This is a genomic window from Cellulomonas sp. NEAU-ZC6 (assembly GCF_056844425.1).
In genome coordinates this window covers 442,126-462,829 of record NZ_JBXFYH010000002.1, presented here as the reverse complement: position 1 = coordinate 462,829, position 20,704 = coordinate 442,126, and the positions used below count along the sequence as shown (strand labels likewise).

The following is a 20,704-nucleotide window of genomic DNA, read 5'->3' as shown; positions in this document are numbered from 1 at the left end:
CTTCCTTCGCTTGCCGGCTCCCGCGATGTCGCGGCCCGGCGGAACGGAATGGTGCAAGGGGTGCGGGCGGACCGCCGGCCCGTCGCCCAGGAGGGCGGGGGGCCGGCGGCGCTCGGCGTCAGATCTCGTCGATGGTGCTGGCGGCGTTCGGGCGCCGCGACAGGTCGATGCCCAGCTCCTCGGCGGCGCGGTACACCTCGTCGTCGTTCTCGCGCATGTCGATGGACACGCCGTCCGAGGACAGCACCTCCACGTTCAGGCAGAGCGACTGCATCTCCTTGAGGAGGACCTTGAAGGACTCCGGGATCCCCGAGTCGGGGATGTTCTCGCCCTTGACGATCGCCTCGTACACCTTCACGCGGCCGGGGATGTCGTCCGACTTGATGGTGAGGAGCTCCTGCAGCGTGTAGGCGGCGCCGTACGCCTCGAGGGCCCACACCTCCATCTCGCCGAACCGCTGGCCACCGAACTGCGCCTTACCACCCAGCGGCTGCTGCGTGATCATCGAGTACGGGCCGGTCGAGCGGGCGTGGATCTTGTCGTCCACCAGGTGGTGCAGCTTGAGGATGTACATGTAGCCGACGGCCACCGGGTCCGGGAACGGCTCGCCGGAGCGGCCGTCGAACAGGCGGGCCTTGCCGTCGACGCCGACCATGCGCTCGCCGTCGCGGTTCGGCAGCGTGGCGCCGAGCAGACCGGTGAGGGTCTCCTCCGGCACGCCGTCGAACACCGGCGTCGCGACCGGGACGCCCGGCTCGGACGACTTCGCGATGTCGGGCACCTGGTCGACCCAGGACAGGTCGCCCTGAGCCAGCTCGACGTTCCAGCCCTGCTTGGCGATCCACCCGAGGTGGACCTCCAGGACCTGGCCGACGTTCATGCGCCCCGGGACACCCATCGGGTTCAGGACGATGTCCACTGCCGTGCCGTCCTCGAGGAACGGCATGTCCTCGACGGGCAGGATCTTGGAGATGACGCCCTTGTTGCCGTGGCGGCCGGCGAGCTTGTCGCCGTCCGTGATCTTGCGGCGCTGGGCGATGTAGACGCGGACGAGCTCGTTCACGCCGGCGGGCAGCTCGTCGCCGTCCTCGCGGTTGAACGTGCGGACCTCGATGACCGTGCCGGACTCGCCGTGCGGCACCTTCAGCGACGTGTCGCGGACCTCGCGGGCCTTCTCGCCGAAGATCGCGCGCAGCAGGCGCTCCTCCGGGGTCAGCTCGGTCTCGCCCTTGGGGGTGACCTTGCCGACCAGCACGTCGCCCGCGGAGACCTCGGCGCCGATGCGGATGATGCCGCGCTCGTCCAGGTCCGCCAGCACGTCCTCGGAGACGTTCGGGATGTCCCGCGTGATCTCCTCCGGGCCGAGCTTGGTGTCGCGGGCGTCGACCTCGTGCTCCTCGATGTGGATCGAGGACAGGACGTCGTCCTGCACGAGGCGCTGCGACAGGATGATCGCGTCCTCGTAGTTGTGGCCCTCCCACGACATGAACGCGACCAGCAGGTTGCGGCCGAGCGACAGCTCGCCCTCGTCCGTGGCCGGGCCGTCGGCCAGCACGGAGCCGACCTCGACGCGGGCGCCCTGGTCGACCAGCACGCGCTGGTTGTAGGACGTGCCCTGGTTCGAGCGGCGGAACTTCGCCGCGCGGTAGGTCGACGTGGTGGCGTCGTCGTTCGCGACCGTGATCAGGTCCGCCGACACCTCGGTGACCACACCGGGCTTGGAGGCCACGATGACGTCGCCGGCGTCGACCGCCGCGCGCCACTCCATGCCGGTGCCGACCAGCGGCGCCTCGGAGCGGACCAGCGGCACGGCCTGACGCTGCATGTTGGCGCCCATGAGCGCGCGGTTGGCGTCGTCGTGCTCGAGGAACGGGATCAGGGCCGTCGCGGCCGACACCATCTGGCGCGGCGAGACGTCCATGTAGTCGACGACGTCGGCGGGGACGTCCTCGGTGTCGCCGCCCTTGACGCGGACCAGCACCGTGTCCTGCACGAAGCGGTTGTCCGCACCGACCTCGGCGTTCGCCTGGGCGATGACGTAGCGGTCCTCGTCGTCGGCGGTGAGGTAGTGCACCTCGTCCGTGACGACGCCGTTGACGACCTTGCGGTACGGCGTCTCGATGAAGCCGAACGGGTTGATCCGCGCGAACGACGCGAGCGAGCCGATGAGGCCGATGTTCGGGCCCTCGGGGGTCTCGATCGGGCACATGCGGCCGTAGTGGGACGGGTGGACGTCGCGGACGTCCATGCCGGCGCGGTCGCGGGACAGACCACCCGGGCCCAGCGCGGACAGACGACGCTTGTGCGTCAGGCCGGCGAGCGGGTTGTTCTGGTCCATGAACTGCGACAGCTGGCTGGTCCCGAAGAACTCCTTGATGGAGGCCACGACGGGACGGATGTTGATCAGGGTCTGCGGCGTGATCGCCTCGACGTCCTGCGTCGTCATGCGCTCGCGCACGACGCGCTCCATCCGGGACAGACCGGTGCGGACCTGGTTCTGGATCAGCTCGCCCACGGCGCGGATGCGGCGGTTGCCGAAGTGGTCGATGTCGTCGGTCTCGACGCGGATCTCGACCGGCTCGCCGCCCCGGGTGCCCGGGAGGGTGGCGACGTCGGCGTGCAGCGCGGCCATGTACTTGATCGCGGCGACGATGTCGTCGCGCGACAGCACGGAGTCCGCCAGCGGGACGTCGATGCCGAGCTTCTTGTTCAGCTTGTAGCGGCCGACCTTCGCCAGGTCGTAGCGCTTCGGGTTGAAGTAGAAGTTCTCGATCAGCGCGCGACCGGCCTCGACGGTCGGCGGCTCGCCCGGGCGGATCTTGCGGTACAGGTCGAGCAGGGCCTCGTCCTGGGTCTGGACGTGGTCCTTCTCCAGGGTGTCGATGACGGCCGGGAACTGCGCGAACTCCTCGCGGATCTCCGACTCGGTCATGCCGAGGGCCTTGAGCAGCACGGTGGCGTTCTGCTTGCGCTTGCGGTCGACGCGCACGCCGACGTTGTCGCGCTTGTCGATCTCGAACTCCAGCCAAGCACCGCGGCTCGGGATCATCTTGACCGAGAACACGTCCTTGTCGGACGTCTTGTCGGCGGCGCGCTCGAAGTACACGCCCGGGGAGCGGACCAGCTGCGACACGACGACGCGCTCGGTGCCGTTGATGATGAAGGTGCCGCGCTCGCTCATGAGCGGGAAGTCGCCCATGAAGACCGTCTGGCTCTTGATCTCACCGGTGGTGTAGTTCACGAACTCCGCGGTGACGAACAGCGGCGCGGCGTAGGTGAAGTCCTTCTCCTTGCACTCGTCGGCCGTGTACTTCGGCGGCTCGAAACGGTGCTCGCGGAACGACAGCGACATGGTGCCGCCGAAGTCCTCGATGGGGGAGATCTCCTCGAAGATCTCCTCCAGTCCAGCGGTCTCCGGGACGTCCTGGTTGCCGGCCTCGAGAGCGGCGGCGACGCGCGCCTGCCACTTCTCGTTGCCGAGCAGCCAGTCGAAGCTGTCCGTCTGCAGGCCGAGGAGGTCGGGGACCTCGAGCGGCTCGTTGATCCGGGCGAACGAGACACGGCGGGAGATGGTGCGGTTCGCGATGGCTTCGGACGTTGCGGAGGAGGTGCGCGAGGCAGCCAAGAGGGGTCCTTCCCAGCAGATCGAGTTCCCTGCGCCGTGCCCGGCGGTTCGCGACCCCCCGGCCTCGGGCCTTCGGGCATCGCGTACTACGATGCCTGGTGGGCGCGGGTTATACGGGGTCGCGGGCACAGGCCAGCGCAAAGCGCTAGCCTAGTACAGACCTGGTGGCAAGTCCAGTCGTCGTGGTATGGGACCTGCGCCACACCGCCGACGGCGACACCACGCCGAGGCCTGCGAACGGGTGCAACGCCGCACCCTGCTGCGGCATTCCGCGCGCTCCCCCGCTGGTCGCTGGTCGCTGGCGCGTCGGTGCGGGTTCGGCCGGCGGCATCGCCAGCCGATTCTCGCGTCCCCAGCCGGAACACCGGTGTGCGACGCGAGAAAGCGCTGGCGACGCGCCCGTGCCAGGCCGGGCAAGCCGCGTCGCGAGCGCGGCAGGCGGGGCAGCGCGGCGCTCGCCGCGCCGGCTTGGTCGAGGCGGGGCGCCCGCTGGTTCTCGCATCGCCAGCCGGGAGATCGGTGGGCGGTGCGAGAAACGGCTGGCGGCGCGGGTCGTGGCGGCGGCGGGAGCGGGGGCGGGAGCGCGGGCGCGGGCGCGGAGAGGCGTCCGGGCAGGGCACCGGCTCGCCGGCGCAGGCGTCGGTGGGAACGGCACGGGGCGGCCGGGGACGGCGAAGGCCCGCACCCCGGAGGGGGTGCGGGCCTTCGCGCGAGGCGTCCCGGGGGTCAGCGCGCGAGCGCGCGACCTCCGGAGCAGGTCACTTGACGGTGACGGTGGCGCCGGCGCCCTCGAGGGCGGCCTTGGCCTTGTCCGCGGCGTCCTTGGCGACGTTCTCGAGAACGGGCTTGGGGGCACCGTCGACGAGGTCCTTGGCCTCCTTCAGGCCGAGGGAGGTCAGGGCGCGCACCTCCTTGATGACCTGGATCTTCTTGTCGCCGGCGGCCTCGAGGATGACGTCGAACTCCGACTTCTCCTCCTCGGCGGCAGCAGCGTCACCGGCACCGCCGGCGGGGGCGGCGACGGCCACGGCGGCCGGAGCGGCGGCGGTGACCTCGAAGACGTCCTCGAACGCCTTCACGAACTCGGAGAGCTCGATGAGGGTGAGGCCCTTGAACTGCTCGATGAGCTCGTCGGTGGTGAGCTTCGCCATGATGGCGGTTCCTTCCGTTCGTTCCTCGCCGGCCGGGGCGACCGTGCGGGGCAGTGTGGGGAGCGTCTGAGCCGGGGTGGCTCAGGCAGCGGTGTCGGCGGTCTCCTGCTGGGCGCGCAGCGCCTCGACGGTGCGCACGGCCTTCGAGGCGGGCGCGGTGAAGAGGTAAGCCGTCTGGAACAGCTTGGCCTTCATCGCACCGGCCGCCTTGGCCAGCAGGACCTCGCGGGACTCGAGGTCCGCGAGCTTGGTGACGTCCGCGGCGGTCAGGGCGCGTCCGTCGAGGACACCGCCCTTGATGACCAGCGCGGGGTTCGCCCTGGCGAAGTCACGCAGACCCTTGGCGGCCTCGACCGGGTCACCGGTGACGAAGGCGATGGCGGACGGGCCCGAGAGCTCGCCGATCCCCTCGATGCCGGCTTCCTTGGCCGCGATCGCGGTCAGCGTGTTCTTCACCACGGCGTAGTTCGCGTTGCCGCTCAGCGACCGTCGCAGCTGCTTGAGCTGCGCGACGGTGAGCCCGCGGTACTCGGTCAGCACGGCCGCGTTCGACTCACGGAACTGGTCCGTGAGCTCTGCGACAGCGGCTGCCTTGTCCGGCCTCGCCATGGCAATCCTTCCGGTGGTGGTGCCGCCGGGCGTCGTCCTCGACCCCGCACACGAGAAGAGCCCCGGCGCAGGCCGGGGCTCGTTGCACGTGCTGATGCACGACCATCGAAACTCAACCTGCGCGGGCCTCCGCCGGAGCGGGACTTCGGGCGGCTCGCGGGCGCACCCCGCGGAAGCGGGAGAGCACACCGAGCCGACGACCTGCGGTCTTTGGGCAGCGGCAAGACTACGGCACACCCGCACCGCGACCAAATCCGCACGTCAGCCCCGCACAGCCCGGCGCGACCCGGCCCGAGCCGGCCCGGACCGGCCGCGCACGTCAGCGCGGCAGGTGCGCCGCCAGCAGCTCGGCGAGGTGCACGCCCTGGACCCCGGCGAGCTGGTCGGCCTGCGTCCGGCAGGAGTAGCCGTCGGCCAGGAACACGTCCCCGGGTGCGGCGTCCCGCAGCGCGGGCAGCAGCGCGTGCTCCGCGACCTGCACCGAGACGTCGTAGTGCCCGGCCTCCATGCCGAAGTTGCCGGCGAGCCCGCAGCAGCCGGCCAGCGCCGAGAAGGACGCGCCCGCCTCGCGCAGCAGCGTGCGGTCGGCGGTGTACGTCATGACGGCGTGGTGGTGGCAGTGCGGCTGCACGACGGCCGTGACGTCGGACAGGTCGGGCAGCTGCCACCGGTCCCCCGGCCCGACGGGGGCCGGCGCGGTGAGCAGCTCGGCGAGCGTCCGGGTGCTGCGGGCCACGGCGACGGCGCGCGGGTCGTCGGGGAGCAGGTCGAGCAGGTCGGACCGGAGCACCGCGGTGCACGACGGCTCGAGCCCGACGATCGGCACGCCGTTGACCGCGTACGGGCCGAGCACCTCGAGCAGGTGGGTCAGCCGCTTGCGGGCGCCGTCGAGCTGCCCGGTCGAGATCCACGTGAGCCCGCAGCAGGCGTCGTGCTCGGGCACCAGCACCTCGTAGCCGGCGTGGCGCAGCACCTGCACCGCGGCGACCGGGATCGAGGGGGCGAGCGCGTCGCTGAACGAGTCGGTCCACAGCAGCACCGGTGGCCGGCCGGAGGTCCCGGTCACCGACATCGCGCCGGCGCCCTGGGCGGTCGGCGCGCCGTCGCGGCGCACGTCGACCTCGCCGCGCCGCACGCGGGACCGGAACGGCGACGGCGCGAAGTCGACCATCTTCCGCCGCGTGTCCATGCCGCCGAGCTGGAGCACGGCCTTCGCGAGCGGCCGGACGCCGAGCACGGCGTTCGCGACCCGCGCGAGCCCCGGCACCCCGGTGACGAGGCGGGTCCAGCGCGGCAGCCAGCCCAGCGCGTAGTGGTTCACCGGGCGCAGCTTCCCGCGGTAGGTGCGGTGCAGCACCTCCGCCTTGTACTGCGCCATGTCGACGCCCGCGGGGCAGTCGGACGAGCACGCCTTGCAGGACAGGCAGAGGTCGAGCACGTCGTGCACCTCGGGCGAGGACCAGCCGCGCGAGACCAGCGTCCCGTTGGCCATCTCCTGCAGCACCCGGGCCCGGCCGCGGGTGCTGTCCTTCTCGTCGCGGGTGGCCAGGTACGACGGGCACATGAAGCCGCCCGACGCCGAGGAGTCGGCCCGGCACTTGCCGACGCCGACGCACCGGTGCACGGCCGTCGTGAAGTCCTGGTGGTCGTGCTGGTAGGCGAACCCGCCGTGGCCCGCCGGGATCGGGTGCGCGTGCGGGCGGCGCAGGTCGGCGTCCAGCGGCCTCGGCCGGACCAGCACACCGGGGTTGAGCAGGTCATCCGGGTCGAGCAGCGCCTTGAACGCCTCGAAGGCGCCGATCGCCTCGGGCGAGTACATGACCGGCAGCAGCTCGGAGCGCGCGCGGCCGTCGCCGTGCTCGCCGGACAGGGAGCCCCCGTGCGACGCGACCAGGTGCGCGGCATCGGTCATGAACGCGCGCATCGGGTCCCCGGACCGCTCCATGGGGACGTCGAGCCGCAGGTGCACGCAGCCGTCGCCGAAGTGCCCGTAGGCCAGGCCGTCGACGCCGTGCTGCGCCATCAGCGCCTCGAGCTCGCGCAGGTAGGCGCCGAGCCGCTCGGGCGGCACCGCGGAGTCCTCGAACCCCGGCCAGGCCTGCTCCCCCGACGGCGTCCGGCCGCCGAGCCCCGCCCCGTCCTCGCGGATTCGCCACATGGCGGCGGCCTCGGGCCCGGGCGGGAAGACGCCGACGGCCCCGGTGCCGGCGTCCGCGGCGAGCGCCCGCGCGCGCTGCAGCGCCTCGTCGACCGTGTCCCCGGCGACCTCGACCATCAACCAGCCCGCGCCCTCGGGCAGCGGCGGCACGGCGGCGGCGCCCTTGACCCGGCGGACGACGTCGACGAGCCGGGCGTCCATGCCCTCGATGGCGAGCGGCCGGTGCGCGAGCAGCGCGGGCACGGCGTCGGCGGCGGTCGCCATGTCGGGGTACCCGAGCACGACCAGCACCGGCGCGGCCGAGACCGGGACCAGGCGCACGGTCGCCCCGAGCAGCGTGACGACGGTCCCCTCGGTGCCGACGAGCGCCTTGGCCAGGTCGGCGCCGTTCTCCGGCAGCAGGTGCTCGAGCGAGTACCCGGACACCTGGCGGCCGAACCGGCCGAGCTCGGTGCGCAGCGTCGCCATCTCGGCCCGCACCAGGGCGTCCAGGCCCGCGACCGGGTCCAGCCCCTTGCCGGCCGTGAACCGGCGGCCGCGGCCGTCGACGACGTCGAGCTCCAGCACGTTGTCGGCGGTCCGGCCGTAGGCGACGGCGCGCGGCCCGCAGGCGTTGTTCCCGATCATCCCGCCGAGCGTGGCGCGGGCCTGGGTCGACGGGTCGGGCCCGAACCGCAGCCCGTGCGGGGCCGCCTCGCGCTGCAGCATCGCCATGACGACGCCGGGCTCGACCCGGGCGGTCGCCGTGCCGGGGTCGACGTCCAGCACGCGGTTGACGTGCCGGGACCAGTCGAGCACGACGCCGGTGCCCACGGCGTTGCCCGCCACCGAGGTGCCGCCGCCGCGGGACGTCACCGGGGCGCCCAGACCGCGGGCGACCTCCAGCGCGGCCAGGGCGTCGTCCACGTCCCGCGGGAACACGACCACGGACGGCACGACGCGGTAGTTCGAGGCGTCCGTCGCGTACTCGGCCCGGCGCCGGGTCGAGTCGTCCACGGAGCCGGCGACGGCCGCGCGCAGGGCGCGGGTCAGCTCGGCGGCGTCGGGGCCGGCGGCTGCGCGGGGGCTGCCGCCCGGGGGGAGGGACGTGGCGGTCGACACGCCGCCCAGTGTTCCACCGCCGGCGGACCGGGCGGGGCACGCGTCCAGCACCCGGGCGGGGGCACGGCCGGGTGCGCCGGACGACGACGCCCCCGGGTCCGGCCGTCGGGCCGGGCGCGGGGGCGCACGTACGGGGGTGCTCAGCTCTCGAGCGCGGCGTCCAGCGTGATCTCGGTGCCGGTGAGTGCCTTGCTGACGGGGCAGGTCGCCTTGGCGTTCTCCGCGGCCGCGAGGAAGCCGGCCTCGTCGAGGCCGCTGACCTCGCCGCGGACCTTCAGCGCGATGCCGGTGATGCGGAAGCCGCCGGCGGGGTCCGGGCCGAGCGAGACGTCGGCCGTGACCTCGAGGGACTCGGGCGTGCCGCCGGCCTCGGCGAGCACCGCGGACAGCTGCATCGCGAAGCACGACGAGTGCGCGGCGGCGATGAGCTCCTCGGGGCTGGTGGTGCCCCCGGCGTCCTCGGCCGCGCGCTTCGGGAACGACACGTCGTAGGTGCCGACCTTCGAGCTGGTCAGCTCGACCTGGCCGCCACCCTCGTTGAGGGTGCCGTTCCAGGCGGTGCGAGCGGTGCGTGTGGGCATGTCGTGGCTCCTCACGGGCGGGTGGGCGCCCGGCCGGCCGGCCGGCGCCACGCCCACGCTAGGCGGGCCGGCCCGCCGATGCACGCGCGTCCCGCGAGGACGGTCAGCCCACGTACTCCCAGTGCCACGGCTCCGGCTTGGAGCCGGTCGCGCGGGCCCAGTCCGGGAGCGTCCAGCCGTACTCCTCGGCGTGCGCGAGCATCCAGTCGTGCTGGTCCGTGCCGAACGAGTACGCGTTGCCGCCCAGGTCGATCGCCGTGCCGTTGCCGTGGTTGGACGTGCCGGGAGTCGCGCAGAGGCTGCCCTTCTGCGCGCGGCAGGCGACCTGCTGGCCGTAGGACCGGTAGGAGTCGGTGATCACGAGGTTGGTGCCGAACGCGGCCGTGAAGGCGACGTTGAGCTGCTCGAGCGACTCGGCGGCGTCCGCGCGCAGCTGCTGGCCGGGGGCGAACGCGAGGTCCGCCAGGGCCGACGCGGGGATCTGCCCGTTGCTGTAGGAGTCGAGCGAGGTGCGCTGCGCCTCCTTGCGGGCGGCCTCCGCGGCCGCAGCGGCGGCAGCGGCTGCCTCCTGCGTCTGCTGCGTGACGACCTGCAGCTCCGCGGTGAGGGTGGCGACCCGGTCGACGGCCGCCGTGAGGCGCGCCGCGGCCGGGTCCTCGGGGGTCGCCGCGACGTCCGCCGCGGTGCCGGTGAGGTCGTCGCCCTCGGCGTCGGCGGCCGCGTCGGTCCCGCCGGCCTCCTCGGTGGGCTCGGCGGTCGGCTCGGCGGCGGCCTCGTCGGACGTCGAGGTCGCGCCGTCGGCGGCGGCCGCGTCGGCCAGCGCGTCGGACCCGGCCAGCTCGACGGCGGACGCCAGCACCTCGCCGCTCAGGACCGGCGCCGCGGCCCGCTCGCCCTCCAGGGCGGTGATCGCGGGCTGCTCGGACTGCGTCGCCGCGATCAGGGTGTCGAGCTCGGCGACCGCGGTGGACAGCGGCGTGACGGCCTCGGCGGGGACGGCGGACGCGACGGCGTCCGCCTTGACGGTGTCGGCCTGCTGCACGGTGGAGCTGGCCAGCACGACGGCGGCCTGCCGCTCCTGCACCACGTCGGACGACAGCCGCGGCGTCGCCTCGACGGCGGCGGCGTCCTCCTCGGTGGTGGCGGCGCCCTCGGCACCGGCGGCCGCCCGCTGGGCGGCGGTCGGCGTCAGGGCGAAGCCGCCGACGCCGAGCGCCAGGCCGACGGCGACGGCGCCCTGCGCGACCCGGGTCGCGGACCGGCGGGGCGCGCGACGGCGCCGGCGGTCGGCGCGGTTGAGGGGCGCGTCGGCGGAGGCGAGGGTCGCGACCGGGACGCCGCGGGAGGGCGTGCGCACGGACGGACGGCCGTCGGCGCGGTGGCTGCCGCGGGTGGCCGACGACGAGGCGGCGGCACGGCGGCCGCCGGGGGCGGCGGCACGACGGCCGGACGGCGCACCGGCACGGGCGAGGTCCGGGGACGCGTCCGACGGGGCGGCCGCGCGACGACCGCGGGCCCGCACCGGGGCGGCGGTCGGGTCGGGGGCGGCGGTCTGCTCGGGGGCGGTGGTGTCAGGGGTGGCGGGCGAAGACGTCACGGGCTCGGGGGCTGCACCTTCGGTCGGGATCGGGGCGGGCGTCGCTGCGGCGGCGATCCGGCCGCCGGGCACGTCCGCGCCCGTCTCCCGTCCGTGACGGTGGGGCTGGGCGTGCGTGGCGTCGGCCGGGTCCGCGAGGTCGCGCGGGGCTGCGTGCCGGCCGCGGGACGGGTGCCGCGCGGCGGGCATGCTGTCACTCACGGTCGTCGAGGTTAGGCAGCGGACCTCGGGGCCGTTGGTGAGGGACGCGACCAGGTCGCGAAGATCCCGTGACGATGCTCCGGCGCGATCTTCACAGGATGCGCACACGCTCGCGCGGCGTCGCGGGTGCCGGCCCGCCGTCGCTGGTCAGGGCGTCGACCCGCCCCGGGTGTGGCCCAGGTCACCCATCCTAGCGACGCCTGTGCGGACGCTGAGCGACCAATGTGTGGGGAAACCGTGACGAATCGCCCAGAACTTCGTATCGTGAGCCCGCAGTCACCTCCGGCATGACGCTCAGTCATGACCGTGCAGGTCCGCCCTGCCCGTAGAACGGAATCCCATGACGCGACGCCCGCTCCGTGCCTCGTTGACCGTCCTGGCGCTCGCCGCCACCACCACGCTCGGGGCCGGCGGCGTCGCCTCGGCCACGCCCGGCACGACCAGCCCGGCGGCGCCGTCCGCGCCGAACGGGCTCGCGCAGGGCGCGGGCGACCCGGTCGCGCCCGACGACGTCCTCGCACCGCTGGAGGGCAAGGTCGCCCCCGGCCTCGCCGACGCCGAGGGCACGGTCACCGCCTTCGTCCAGCTGGACACCCCGTCGGGCCTGGACGTGGCCGAGGACGGCGGCGACGCCGCCGCGGTGCTCGAGGCGACCGAGCAGGTCGCGCAGGTCGCCGAGGCGGTGGTCCCCGAGGAGTCCACCGGCGCCCGGGCCGCCGCGGTGGCGCCGCAGCGCATCGCGACGCTGTCCAACCTGGTGTCCGGGACGCTGGTCACCGGCGACGCCGCGCAGGTCCGCGACCTGGCCGGCTCCGACCAGGTCGTCGCGGTCTACCGCGTGACCACCAAGACGGCCGACAACTCCTCCTCCGACGCGTTCACGCGGGCGCTGCAGGTGTGGCAGGACACGGGCCAGACCGGCGAGGGCGTCCGGATCGGCGTCATCGACACCGGCATCGACTACACGCACGCCGCGTTCGGCGGCCCCGGCACGGTCGAGGCGTACGCCGCCGCGTACGGCGAGGACGGCACCCAGCCGGTGCCCGAGGGGCTGTACGACCCGGCCAAGTACCTGGGCGGGTACGACTTCGCCGGCCCGCTGTACGACGCCGACCCGGCGTCCGAGCTGCCCGGCGCCACGACGACCCCGTCGCCCGACGCGAACCCGATCGACAGCCTCTCCACGTCGGACAACTCCGGCCACGGCACGCACGTCGCCGGCACCGCCGCCGGGTACGGCGTGCAGCCCGACGGCACCACGTTCCGGGGCGAGTACGCCGACCTCACCGACCTGTCCAACTGGCAGGTCGGGCCGGGCTCCGCGCCCGGCGCCGGCCTCTACGGGCTCAAGGTGTTCGGCGACATCGGCGGGTCCACCGACCTGACCGGCCTCGCGCTCGACTGGGCTGCGGACCCGGACGGCGACGGCGACTTCAACGACCACCTCGACGTGGTGAACCTGTCGCTCGGCGCCTCCGCCACCCCGTCCGACGACCCGGACAACCTGCTGATCGACCGGCTGTCCGACCTCGGCACGCTCGCGGTGCTGTCCGCCGGCAACTCGGCCGACATCACCGACGTCGGCGGCTCCCCGGGCTCGGCCGCGTCCGGCCTGACCGTCGCGAACTCCGTGGGCAGCCCGCAGACGTACGACGGCGTCGAGGTCACCGCCGCGCCCGACCCCGCCGCGGTCGGCACCTGGGCGGCGCAGAACTCGATCGCCTACACCGGCACCGAGGACGTCACCGCCCCCGTCGTCTACCTGGGCGACGGCGTCGACGGCTGCACCCCGCTCACCGACTACGCCCCGCAGATCGCCGGGAACATCGTCTACCTGTGGTGGGACGACGACGACGCCACCCGCGCCTGCGGCAGCGTCGCCCGCTGGAACGCCGCCGAGGCCGCCGGTGCGGTCGGCGTCCTGATCGGCACGGAGTCGACCGTCTTCTCGGCCGGCATCTCCGGCAACCCGACCATCCCGGGCGCCCAGCTGACCGCCTCGTCCACCGACGCGCTGCTGCCCGCCATCCAGGCCGGCGGCGTCACCGCGCACATCGGCCCGTCGCTCGCGGGGACCGTCACCTCGGACGAGATCGGCGACGCCCTGAACCCCGGCTCGTCGCGCGGGGCGCACGGCTCGCTCGGCATCATCAAGCCCGACGTGGCCGCGCCCGGCACGCTGATCTTCTCGGCGGCCTCCGGCACCGGCGCCGCCGCGCACTCGCTGTCCGGCACCTCGATGGCCTCGCCGCACGTGGCGGGCATCGCGGCCCTGGTCCGCGCCACCCAGCCCGGCTGGACGCCCGCCCAGGTCAAGGCGGCCGTGATGAACACCGCCACGCACGACGTCTGGACCGGCGCCCGGCAGTCCGGCACGGCGTACGGCCCGCAGCGGGTCGGCTCCGGCCGGGTGGACGCCCGCGCCGCCGTCGCCGACACCGTGCTCGCGTACGGCTCGGAGGACCCGGACCAGGTCTCCGTGACCTTCGGGGTCGTCGACGTGGCCGACGCGCCGGTCACCCTGCGCAAGACCGTGACGGTGCACAACACCGGGTCGGCGGCCGTCGAGTACGGCACCGCGTTCGCCGCGGCGACCACCACCGGCGGCGCGACCATCACCACCTCGCCGGCCACGCTGACGGTCCCGGCCGGGCAGCAGCGGCTGGTCACGCTGACCCTGACCGCCGACCCGGCCACGCTCGAGCGGGAGCTCGACCCGACCTCCGCCACGTCGCAGGGCGGGGTCCCCCGCGAGTACGTGGCGGCGCTGTCCGGCCGCCTGGTGCTCACCTCGGGCGACTCGGAGCTGCGCGTGCCGGTGCAGGCCGCCCCGCGCCTGGTCTCCGAGCTGACCGCCGACCCGCTGGCCTTCGCGGACGCCGCGGCCGGCACCGCGCCGCTGACCCTGTCGGGCCGCGGCGTCGACTCCGGCGGCTGGACCTCCCTGGTCGCGCCGCTCAACCTGGGCGCCACCAGCCCTCAGCTGGAGGACGTGCCCGGCTTCGTCACCTCGGAGTCGGCCGTGGCGTCCGGCGACCTGCGCTGGGCCGGCTGGGCGTCCACCGCGCCGCAGCACGCCGCCGCCGGGGGCGACCCCGCCGAGGGCTACCTCGGCGTCGGCATCGCGGTCGACGGGGACTGGGCCACGCTCGGCCAGGCCGTGCTCCCGGTCGTCGACTGGGACCTCGACGCGGACGGCACGCCCGACGCCCAGACCGTCGTGCAGAAGCTCAACGAGGCCACCGACGTCACCGTGGCCGTGACGGGCGACTACGACACCGGCGAGACGCTCGACGTCCAGGCCGTCAACGGGTACTTCGGGGACGTCGACACCACGGTGTTCGACAACTCGGTCCTGGTCGCCCCGGTCGGCATCGCGGCGCTGGGCCTGGAGCCCGGCGCCACCCCGTCGGTCACCGTCTGGACCTACTCCGACTACGCCGCCGACCCCGGCGGCCAGGTCGACGCCACCGAGCCGTTCACCGTCGACCCGTTCGACCCGCCGTACTGGTTCGACGCCGGGGTCACCGACGCGCTCTGGTACGTCGGCGCGGACGACACGGAGATCACCACCCACCGGTCGACCACCTCGGCGGTCACCACGGACCGGCTGCTCGTGCTGCACAGCCACAACGCCGACCCGACGACCCGGGCCCAGGTGCTCGACGTCGCCGTGCCGGCCGCGACGGCGACCACCACGACGCTGGCGGTCACCGGGCCGGCGCGGGTCGGCAAGGACCTCACGCTGACCGCCACGGTCGCCCCGGCCGAGGCCACGGGCACGGTGTCGTTCCGCGAGGGCGAGACCGAGATCGCGACCGCCCCCGTCTCGGGCGGCACCGCGACGGCTACCGCCCGACTGGGCGGTGGTGCGCACAGCCTCACGGCCGTGTTCACCCCGGACAGCGCGGCGTGGGCGGGCTCGACCTCCGAGCCGGTCGCGGTCGACGTGACGAAGGCGGGCTCGACGACCAAGGTCACGCTGTCGCAGAACTCCGGCCGGTACGGCTCCGAGGTCAACGCCACCGTGACCGTCACGGGCCAGGGCGTCACGCCCACCGGCACCGTGGAGATCCGCGAGCGCGACACCGTGCTGGCGACCGGCGAGCTCGTGGCCGGCACCGGCACCGCGGCGACGGCGACGATCGCCCTGCCGCGGGACCTCAAGGCCGGCTCGCACACGCTGACCGCCGTCTACACCGGCAGCACGGACGTCGGCACGTCGACGACCCAGCGCGCCTACCGCGTGCTGGCCACGGTGCCGACGATCGAGATCGGCACGCCGTCCTGGACGGTCGCCCGCGGCGCCACGCCGGAGGTCACCGTCACGGTCCGCGGCAGCGGCGAGGGCGCCCCGGTCGCGGGCGGCAAGGTGACGGTGCTCGCCGGCATCCGGCCGGTGGCCACGGTGCCGCTGACCGACGGCGCCGCCACGGTCACCCTGCCGGCGCTGAGCCGGACCACCACGGTCACCGCGCTGTACACCGGCGACGGCGGCTACACCCCGACGCTGACGGTGGGGGTGCTGCGGGTGCGCTGACCAGCACCAGCACCGCGACACGCACACGGGTGGCGCGGCGGACGCCGCGGGCACGGGGGATGCCCGCAGCGCCGGCCACGCCGCACCACCCGTGCTGAGGGCGGCGGGATCGTTCCGGGGAGATCCAGGAGCGACCCCGCCGCGAGGGGGTCACCGGGGGCGGTGACCCCCTTCGGCGTGCCGGGGGCGACGACCGCCCCGGGCCCGACGCGCCGGGGTCAGCGGTTGGCGAGGGCGGACAGGACCCGGCGGACGCTCGACTCCAGGCCCCAGCGCTCCGTCAGGTCGACCAGCGCGGCGCCGTCCGCGGGCTCGCGGGGCAGCACGAAGGCGTCGGGGTCGGCGGGGACCCCGGGCGCGCCGGCCAGCTCGACGTCCGCGTCGGGGGCCACGCGGACGACCGCGGGCGCGACCGCCAGGTAGGCGTCCGCCTCGAGCAGCCGGCGGCGCTGGGTCGCCGTGAGGCCCGCGTCCCCGGAGTCGCGCGCCGCGAGGATGCCGGGCAGGTCGCCGAACGTGGCGAGCATGGCCGCCGCGGTCTTCTCCCCGATGCCCGGCACGCCCGGCAGGCCGTCGCTCGGGTCGCCCCGCAGCACCGCCATGTCGGCGTACGCCGGACCGGACGCCACCGCGTACCGCTCGCGCAGCCGCGCGCCGTCCACCACCTCGATGTCCTTGATGCCGCGGACGGTGTACAGCACGCGGACGGGCGCGGCGTCGTCGACCAGCTGGAACAGGTCGCGGTCACCGGTGACGACGAGCACGGGCGACCGCTCCCCCGCCGGGCGCGCGACCTCGCGGGCCGTCAGCGTGCCGATGACGTCGTCGGCCTCGTAGCCGGCCGCGCCGGCCCGCGCGATGCCGAGGGCCGCGAGCACCTCGGCGATCACCGGGACCTGGGGCGCGAGGGTGTCGGGCACCTCCTCGGCCGCCACGGCGCCGCCGGCCTCCGCCGCCGCCGCGGCGTCGGCGCCGCCCACGACGCGGTGCGCCTTGTACGAGGGGATCGCCGCCACCCGGAAGGCGGGGCGCCAGTCCTCGTCCCAGCACGCGACCAGGCGGTCGGGGCGGTGGTCGGTGACCAGGCGGGCGATCATGTCGAGCAGCCCGCGCACGGCGTTCACCGGCGTGCCGTCGGGTGCCTTCACCGAGTCGGGCACGCCGTAGTAGGCCCGGAAGTACAGGGACGCGGAGTCGAGCAGCATCAGCGCGTGACGGTCGGCCATGCGGCGAACCTACGCGACGCCCCCGGGCCGCGTCGCGCGCCCTCCGGCGCACCGGTCAGGTCGTCGTGCGCTCCACCAGCGAGGTCGGCAGCGTGATGCGCGCGGGCTCCGCGCCCTCGACGACCTCCAGCAGCAGCCGCACCATCTCCGCGGCGATCCGCTCGAACGGCTGGCGCATCGTGGTCAGCGGCGGCTCGAGGGTGGCGGCGAGGCCGGAGTCGTCGAAGCCGCCGACCGCCACGTCGCCCGGCACGGAGCGTCCGGCCTCGCGCAGCGCCACCAGCGCCCCGGCGGCCATCAGGTCGGACGCGACGAACACCGCGTCCAGGTCCGGCCGGCGCTCGAGCAGCGCGCGCATCGCGACCTGGCCGCTGCCGCGGGTGTAGTCGCCGTGCGCGACCAGGCTCTCGTCGTAGGCGTCGCCGAGCGCCTCGCGGTAGCCCGCCAGCCGCCGGAGGCCGCCGGGGGTGTCCTGCGGGCCGGTGATCGTGGCGACCCGGGTGCGCCCGCGGGACAGCAGGTGCGACGTCATCCGCCGGGCCCCGCCGAAGTCGTCGGCGGACACCCAGCCGATCCGGTCCTCGTACCCCAGGGGCTCGCCGCACGCGATGGTGGGCACGCCCTGGCGCAGCAGGTCCCCGACCACCGGGTTGCCCTTGTGCGAGGAGATCAGCAGGACGCCGTCGACGTGCCCGGCGGCGACGTACTCGGTGATGCGGCGGCGCTCCTGCTGGGTGCCCGCGACCATGAGCAGCAGCGGCATCTCGCGGGCCGCGAGCGCCTCGGCGGCGGCGCGCAGCAGGATGGAGAAGGTCGGGTCCTCGAACAGCAGGTGCTGCGGCTCCGTCAGCAGGAACGCCACCGAGTTGGACCGCCCGGTGACGAGGCTGCGCGCGTGCTGGTTCGCGGAGTACCCGGTGGACCGGATGGCCTCCTGGACGGCGGCCAGCGCCTCCGGCGACACCCAGTGGCCGCCGTTCAGCACCCGCGACACCGTGCCCCGGGAGACGCCGGCGGCCGCCGCGACGTCGCGGATGGTCGGGCGCCGGCGCGCGGTCGTGTCCACGAACCCTGACCTTACGGCTCCGCCGCGGGCGGCCCGGCGCAGCACGCCGGTGCGCTCCCCCGCGTCGGCGGGCAGGGGGTGCCGCGGACCCGTGCCGGGCGCCGGCACCCCCTGCCCCGTCACCGGCGGTCAGCCACGGGCCCGGCGGCGGACGAGCACCAGCCCGGCCCCCGCGCCCAGCAGCGCGACGGCGCCCGCGAGGGCGAGCCCAACGGTCGCCCCGGTGCTCGCCAGCGCGCCGCCGGCCGCGAGGACCGTGACCGGCAGCTCGGCGAGCAGCGCGCCGTCCTCGTCCCGGACCTGCAGGTGGTGCGTCCCGGCCGTGACGTCCAGCGGGACCGTCACCGTGACGGTGGCGGCACCGTCGGCCAGCGGCACCGTCGCGAGCCGGCGGTACGCGGACGCGATCCCGACCTCGGCCTCGGCGCCGGGGACGTGCGCCAGGGTGAGCGTGACGCGGTCGCCGGGCCGCAGCGTGGTGGCCGAGGCGGCGATGCTCGGCGCCGGCGCGGGCTCGACCGGGCCGGGTCCGGGCGTCGGGCCGGGCGTCGGACCCGGGTTCGGGCCGGGGGTCGGGCCGGGACCCGGCACCGCGGCCAGGCCCGCGAGCGCCGTGCGGAGCTGCTCGGCCGCGCCGTCGACGCTCGCCTGCGCGGGCGTCACGGCCCGCAGCACGAACGCCGCCCGCTCCAGGGCCCGGTCGAGGGCGGTGACCGAGTCCGCCGTGTACGCGTCGCGGTCCACGCCCTCGGCGTCGGTGACCAGCCCCTGCAGCGGGGCCGTGTCCACGGCCGGCGCGTCGGGGACCGCCACGAGCGCGACGTCGTCGAGCGTGCCCCACGCGCCCCCGCCGAGGTCGAACGACGCCGACACCACCACGACGCCGTCGGCGGCGACCGTGATCGGCGCCGTCTGCGGGTGCTGCCAGTTCACGAACCCCTGCAGCCGGGCGTCCGCGGTCACCGAGGAGATCCCGGAGCTCGCGACGAGCCGGACGGTGTCGCCCGTACCGGTGTCGCCGCCCTGCACCCGCGCGGAGAGCCGGTACCGGCCCGGCGGCACGTCGCGCACGGTCTGCTCGACCGTGAACGCGTACGGGGTCGCCGACCAGAAGTGCGTCGACCGGGCCCCCGCGTACGGGTCGTCCGTGGAGCTGATCGTGTACCCCGTGCCGGTGCCGGTCCAGGGGGCGGTGCCGTCCTCGAAGCCGGGGTTGACCACGAGGTTCGCGCCCGCGGCGGCGTCCGCGAGCACGGTGACCGTGGCGGTCGTCGGGTGCCCGCCGGCGGTGACGCCGTCGAACGTGTAGCCGCCCGGGCCGAGCACCCAAGCCGGGTCGCCCCGCCACGTCACGGCCTCCGCCTCGGCGGTGCCGTCGGTGTACGCGACCCGCACGGTGCCGGGCAGCACGACCGGGTCGCCCGCGGCCACGGTCAGCTGCGGCTGCTCGACGGCGTCCACCTGCCGCGGCGCGACCGACCCGGTGCGGGCGTAGTCGTACACCCGCAGCGACTCCAGGGGCGTGCCGTCGAACGCGAACAGCGCCTGGTTGTCCCAGCCGGAGCCGCCGTACTCGTCGGCCCACACACCGCCGAGGGCGCCGTCCGGGTCGTAGAACTCCTGCGCCGCGGGGTTGGCCCACCCCGACCCGTGCTGCTCCCACAGCTCCCGGTTCGCCTCGAGCTGGTCCGGCGGGCCGACCGGCAGCCACGCGGGCTCCCAGTAGAACGTCCCGATGCCGCGGCCGCCGGACACGTCCGCCACCGCCTGCATCACGTCCCGGACCGCGAGGGCCTGGCCCTGCACGGACGCGGAGTAGGCGCTCGGCGCCGTGGACACGGAGTTGGGGGTGCCGTCACCGTCCTCCAGGGTGTGCACCCAGGACGTCTCCGCCACCCCGACCTCCTTGTCGTACGTCGTGGCGACGTGGTCGAGGACCGCGGTGAGGTTCGCGAGGCTCCCGTGCCAGAACGCGTAGTACGAGCTGAGGAAGACGTCGTAGTCGACGCCGCGGTCGTCCAGCGCCTTCGCGACCGACGCGTACTGGCCGGCCCGCTCGGGGTTGGTGAAGTGCACCGCGACCTTGACGTCCGGGCCGAGCGTCTCGCGCACGGCCCGGGACCCGGCCTGGAACAGCCGGGCGGTGCGGTCCCAGCCGGACTCGCCCGCCACCTCGCCGCCCGTGGTCTCGTTGCCGATCTGCACCATGCCGACGTCCACCCCGGCGTCCTCGAACGCCTGCAGGGTCTCGGCCGTGTAGTCGTGCAGCGCCTGCACCCGCGCGTCCAGGTCCATCCCCCGCCACGCACGCGGTGACCTCTGCTGGCCGGGGTGCGCCCAGAAGTCGGAGTAGTGGAAGTTCACCAGCACGCGCATGCCGGCCGCCGTGGCCCGCTTCCCGATCTCGACCGCGCGGGCGGCGTCCACGTTCCCCGCGCCGTAGCCCTGAGCCGGGTCGGCGCTGGCGAACGGCTCGTTCCACACCCGGATGCGGGCCCAGTTCACGCCGTTGTCGGCGAGGACCTCGAACAGGTCCGCCTCCTGCCCGTCGAAGTCCCGGAACACGACCCCGGACTCCTCCAGCGACAGCACGCTGGAGAAGTCGGCGCCGTTGATCCAGTCCGGGCCCATCCCGTCCACCAGCGGCACCGTGATGCCGGCCGGCACCGGCTCCGGGTCCGCCGCGGCGGCGCTCGTCGCGCCGGCGGTGGTCCCGAGGGCCAGCACCGCCGCCAGGGCCGCCGCGCCGAGGGCGGGGGCGGTCCGTCGTCGTGGTCTCGTCGTCACTGACGTGTCCTCTCCGGTCGTCGTCGATCCGCCCGCCGGCGCTCCGTGCGCCGGCGGGGTCG

Annotated in this window: 10 protein-coding genes; 1 reads left to right on the top strand and 9 read right to left on the bottom strand. The window is 75.0% G+C overall.

Annotation, left to right across the window (positions count from 1 at the left end):
* Window positions 1–118: 118 nt before the first annotated feature.
* From rpoB to AC1050_RS12220, 6 genes are all read right to left on the bottom strand, one after another.
* Window positions 119–3,625, bottom strand: a complete 3,507-nt coding sequence (rpoB, locus tag AC1050_RS12245) for a DNA-directed RNA polymerase subunit beta (protein ID WP_482387681.1) — start codon at window positions 3,623–3,625, stop codon at window positions 119–121.
* Between the two features lie 758 nt (window positions 3,626–4,383).
* Window positions 4,384–4,776, bottom strand: a complete 393-nt coding sequence (gene rplL / locus AC1050_RS12240) for a 50S ribosomal protein L7/L12 (protein WP_482387680.1) — start codon at window positions 4,774–4,776, stop codon at window positions 4,384–4,386.
* 81 nt (window positions 4,777–4,857) lie between these two features.
* The gene (rplJ, locus tag AC1050_RS12235) at window positions 4,858–5,385 is read right to left on the bottom strand and encodes a 50S ribosomal protein L10 (protein ID WP_482387679.1); all 528 of its coding nucleotides are present in this window, start codon (window positions 5,383–5,385) and stop codon (window positions 4,858–4,860) included.
* A 319-nt stretch (window positions 5,386–5,704) separates the two neighbouring features.
* A complete protein-coding gene (locus tag AC1050_RS12230; protein ID WP_482387934.1) occupies window positions 5,705–8,575 on the bottom strand; it encodes an FAD-binding and (Fe-S)-binding domain-containing protein in 2,871 nt (956 codons plus the stop codon).
* Window positions 8,576–8,784: 209 nt separating this feature from the next.
* Window positions 8,785–9,225, bottom strand: coding sequence for an OsmC family protein (locus AC1050_RS12225; RefSeq protein ID WP_482387678.1), 441 nt, complete (start codon window positions 9,223–9,225; stop codon window positions 8,785–8,787).
* Between the two features lie 103 nt (window positions 9,226–9,328).
* Complete coding sequence (locus AC1050_RS12220; RefSeq protein ID WP_482387677.1) at window positions 9,329–11,023, bottom strand: M15 family metallopeptidase; 1,695 nt, start codon at window positions 11,021–11,023, stop codon at window positions 9,329–9,331.
* Window positions 11,024–11,363: 340 nt separating this feature from the next.
* Here AC1050_RS12220 and AC1050_RS12215 point away from each other — a divergent pair, with 340 nt between their 5' ends.
* Window positions 11,364–15,563 (top strand): S8 family serine peptidase, encoded by a 4,200-nt coding sequence (locus tag AC1050_RS12215; RefSeq protein WP_482387676.1) that lies wholly within the window; start codon window positions 11,364–11,366, stop codon window positions 15,561–15,563.
* 218 nt (window positions 15,564–15,781) lie between these two features.
* On the opposite strand, the gene AC1050_RS12210 is transcribed toward AC1050_RS12215, so the two are convergent.
* From AC1050_RS12210 to AC1050_RS12200, 3 genes are all read right to left on the bottom strand, one after another.
* The gene (locus AC1050_RS12210) at window positions 15,782–16,789 is read right to left on the bottom strand and encodes a 5'-3' exonuclease (RefSeq protein WP_482387675.1); all 1,008 of its coding nucleotides are present in this window, start codon (window positions 16,787–16,789) and stop codon (window positions 15,782–15,784) included.
* 55 nt (window positions 16,790–16,844) lie between these two features.
* Window positions 16,845–17,855: a LacI family DNA-binding transcriptional regulator gene (locus AC1050_RS12205; protein WP_482387674.1), complete on the bottom strand. Its 1,011-nt coding sequence runs from the start codon at window positions 17,853–17,855 to the stop codon at window positions 16,845–16,847.
* A gap of 129 nt (window positions 17,856–17,984) precedes the next feature.
* Window positions 17,985–20,642: a glycosyl hydrolase 53 family protein gene (locus AC1050_RS12200; protein WP_482387673.1), complete on the bottom strand. Its 2,658-nt coding sequence runs from the start codon at window positions 20,640–20,642 to the stop codon at window positions 17,985–17,987.
* Window positions 20,643–20,704 lie beyond the last annotated feature (62 nt).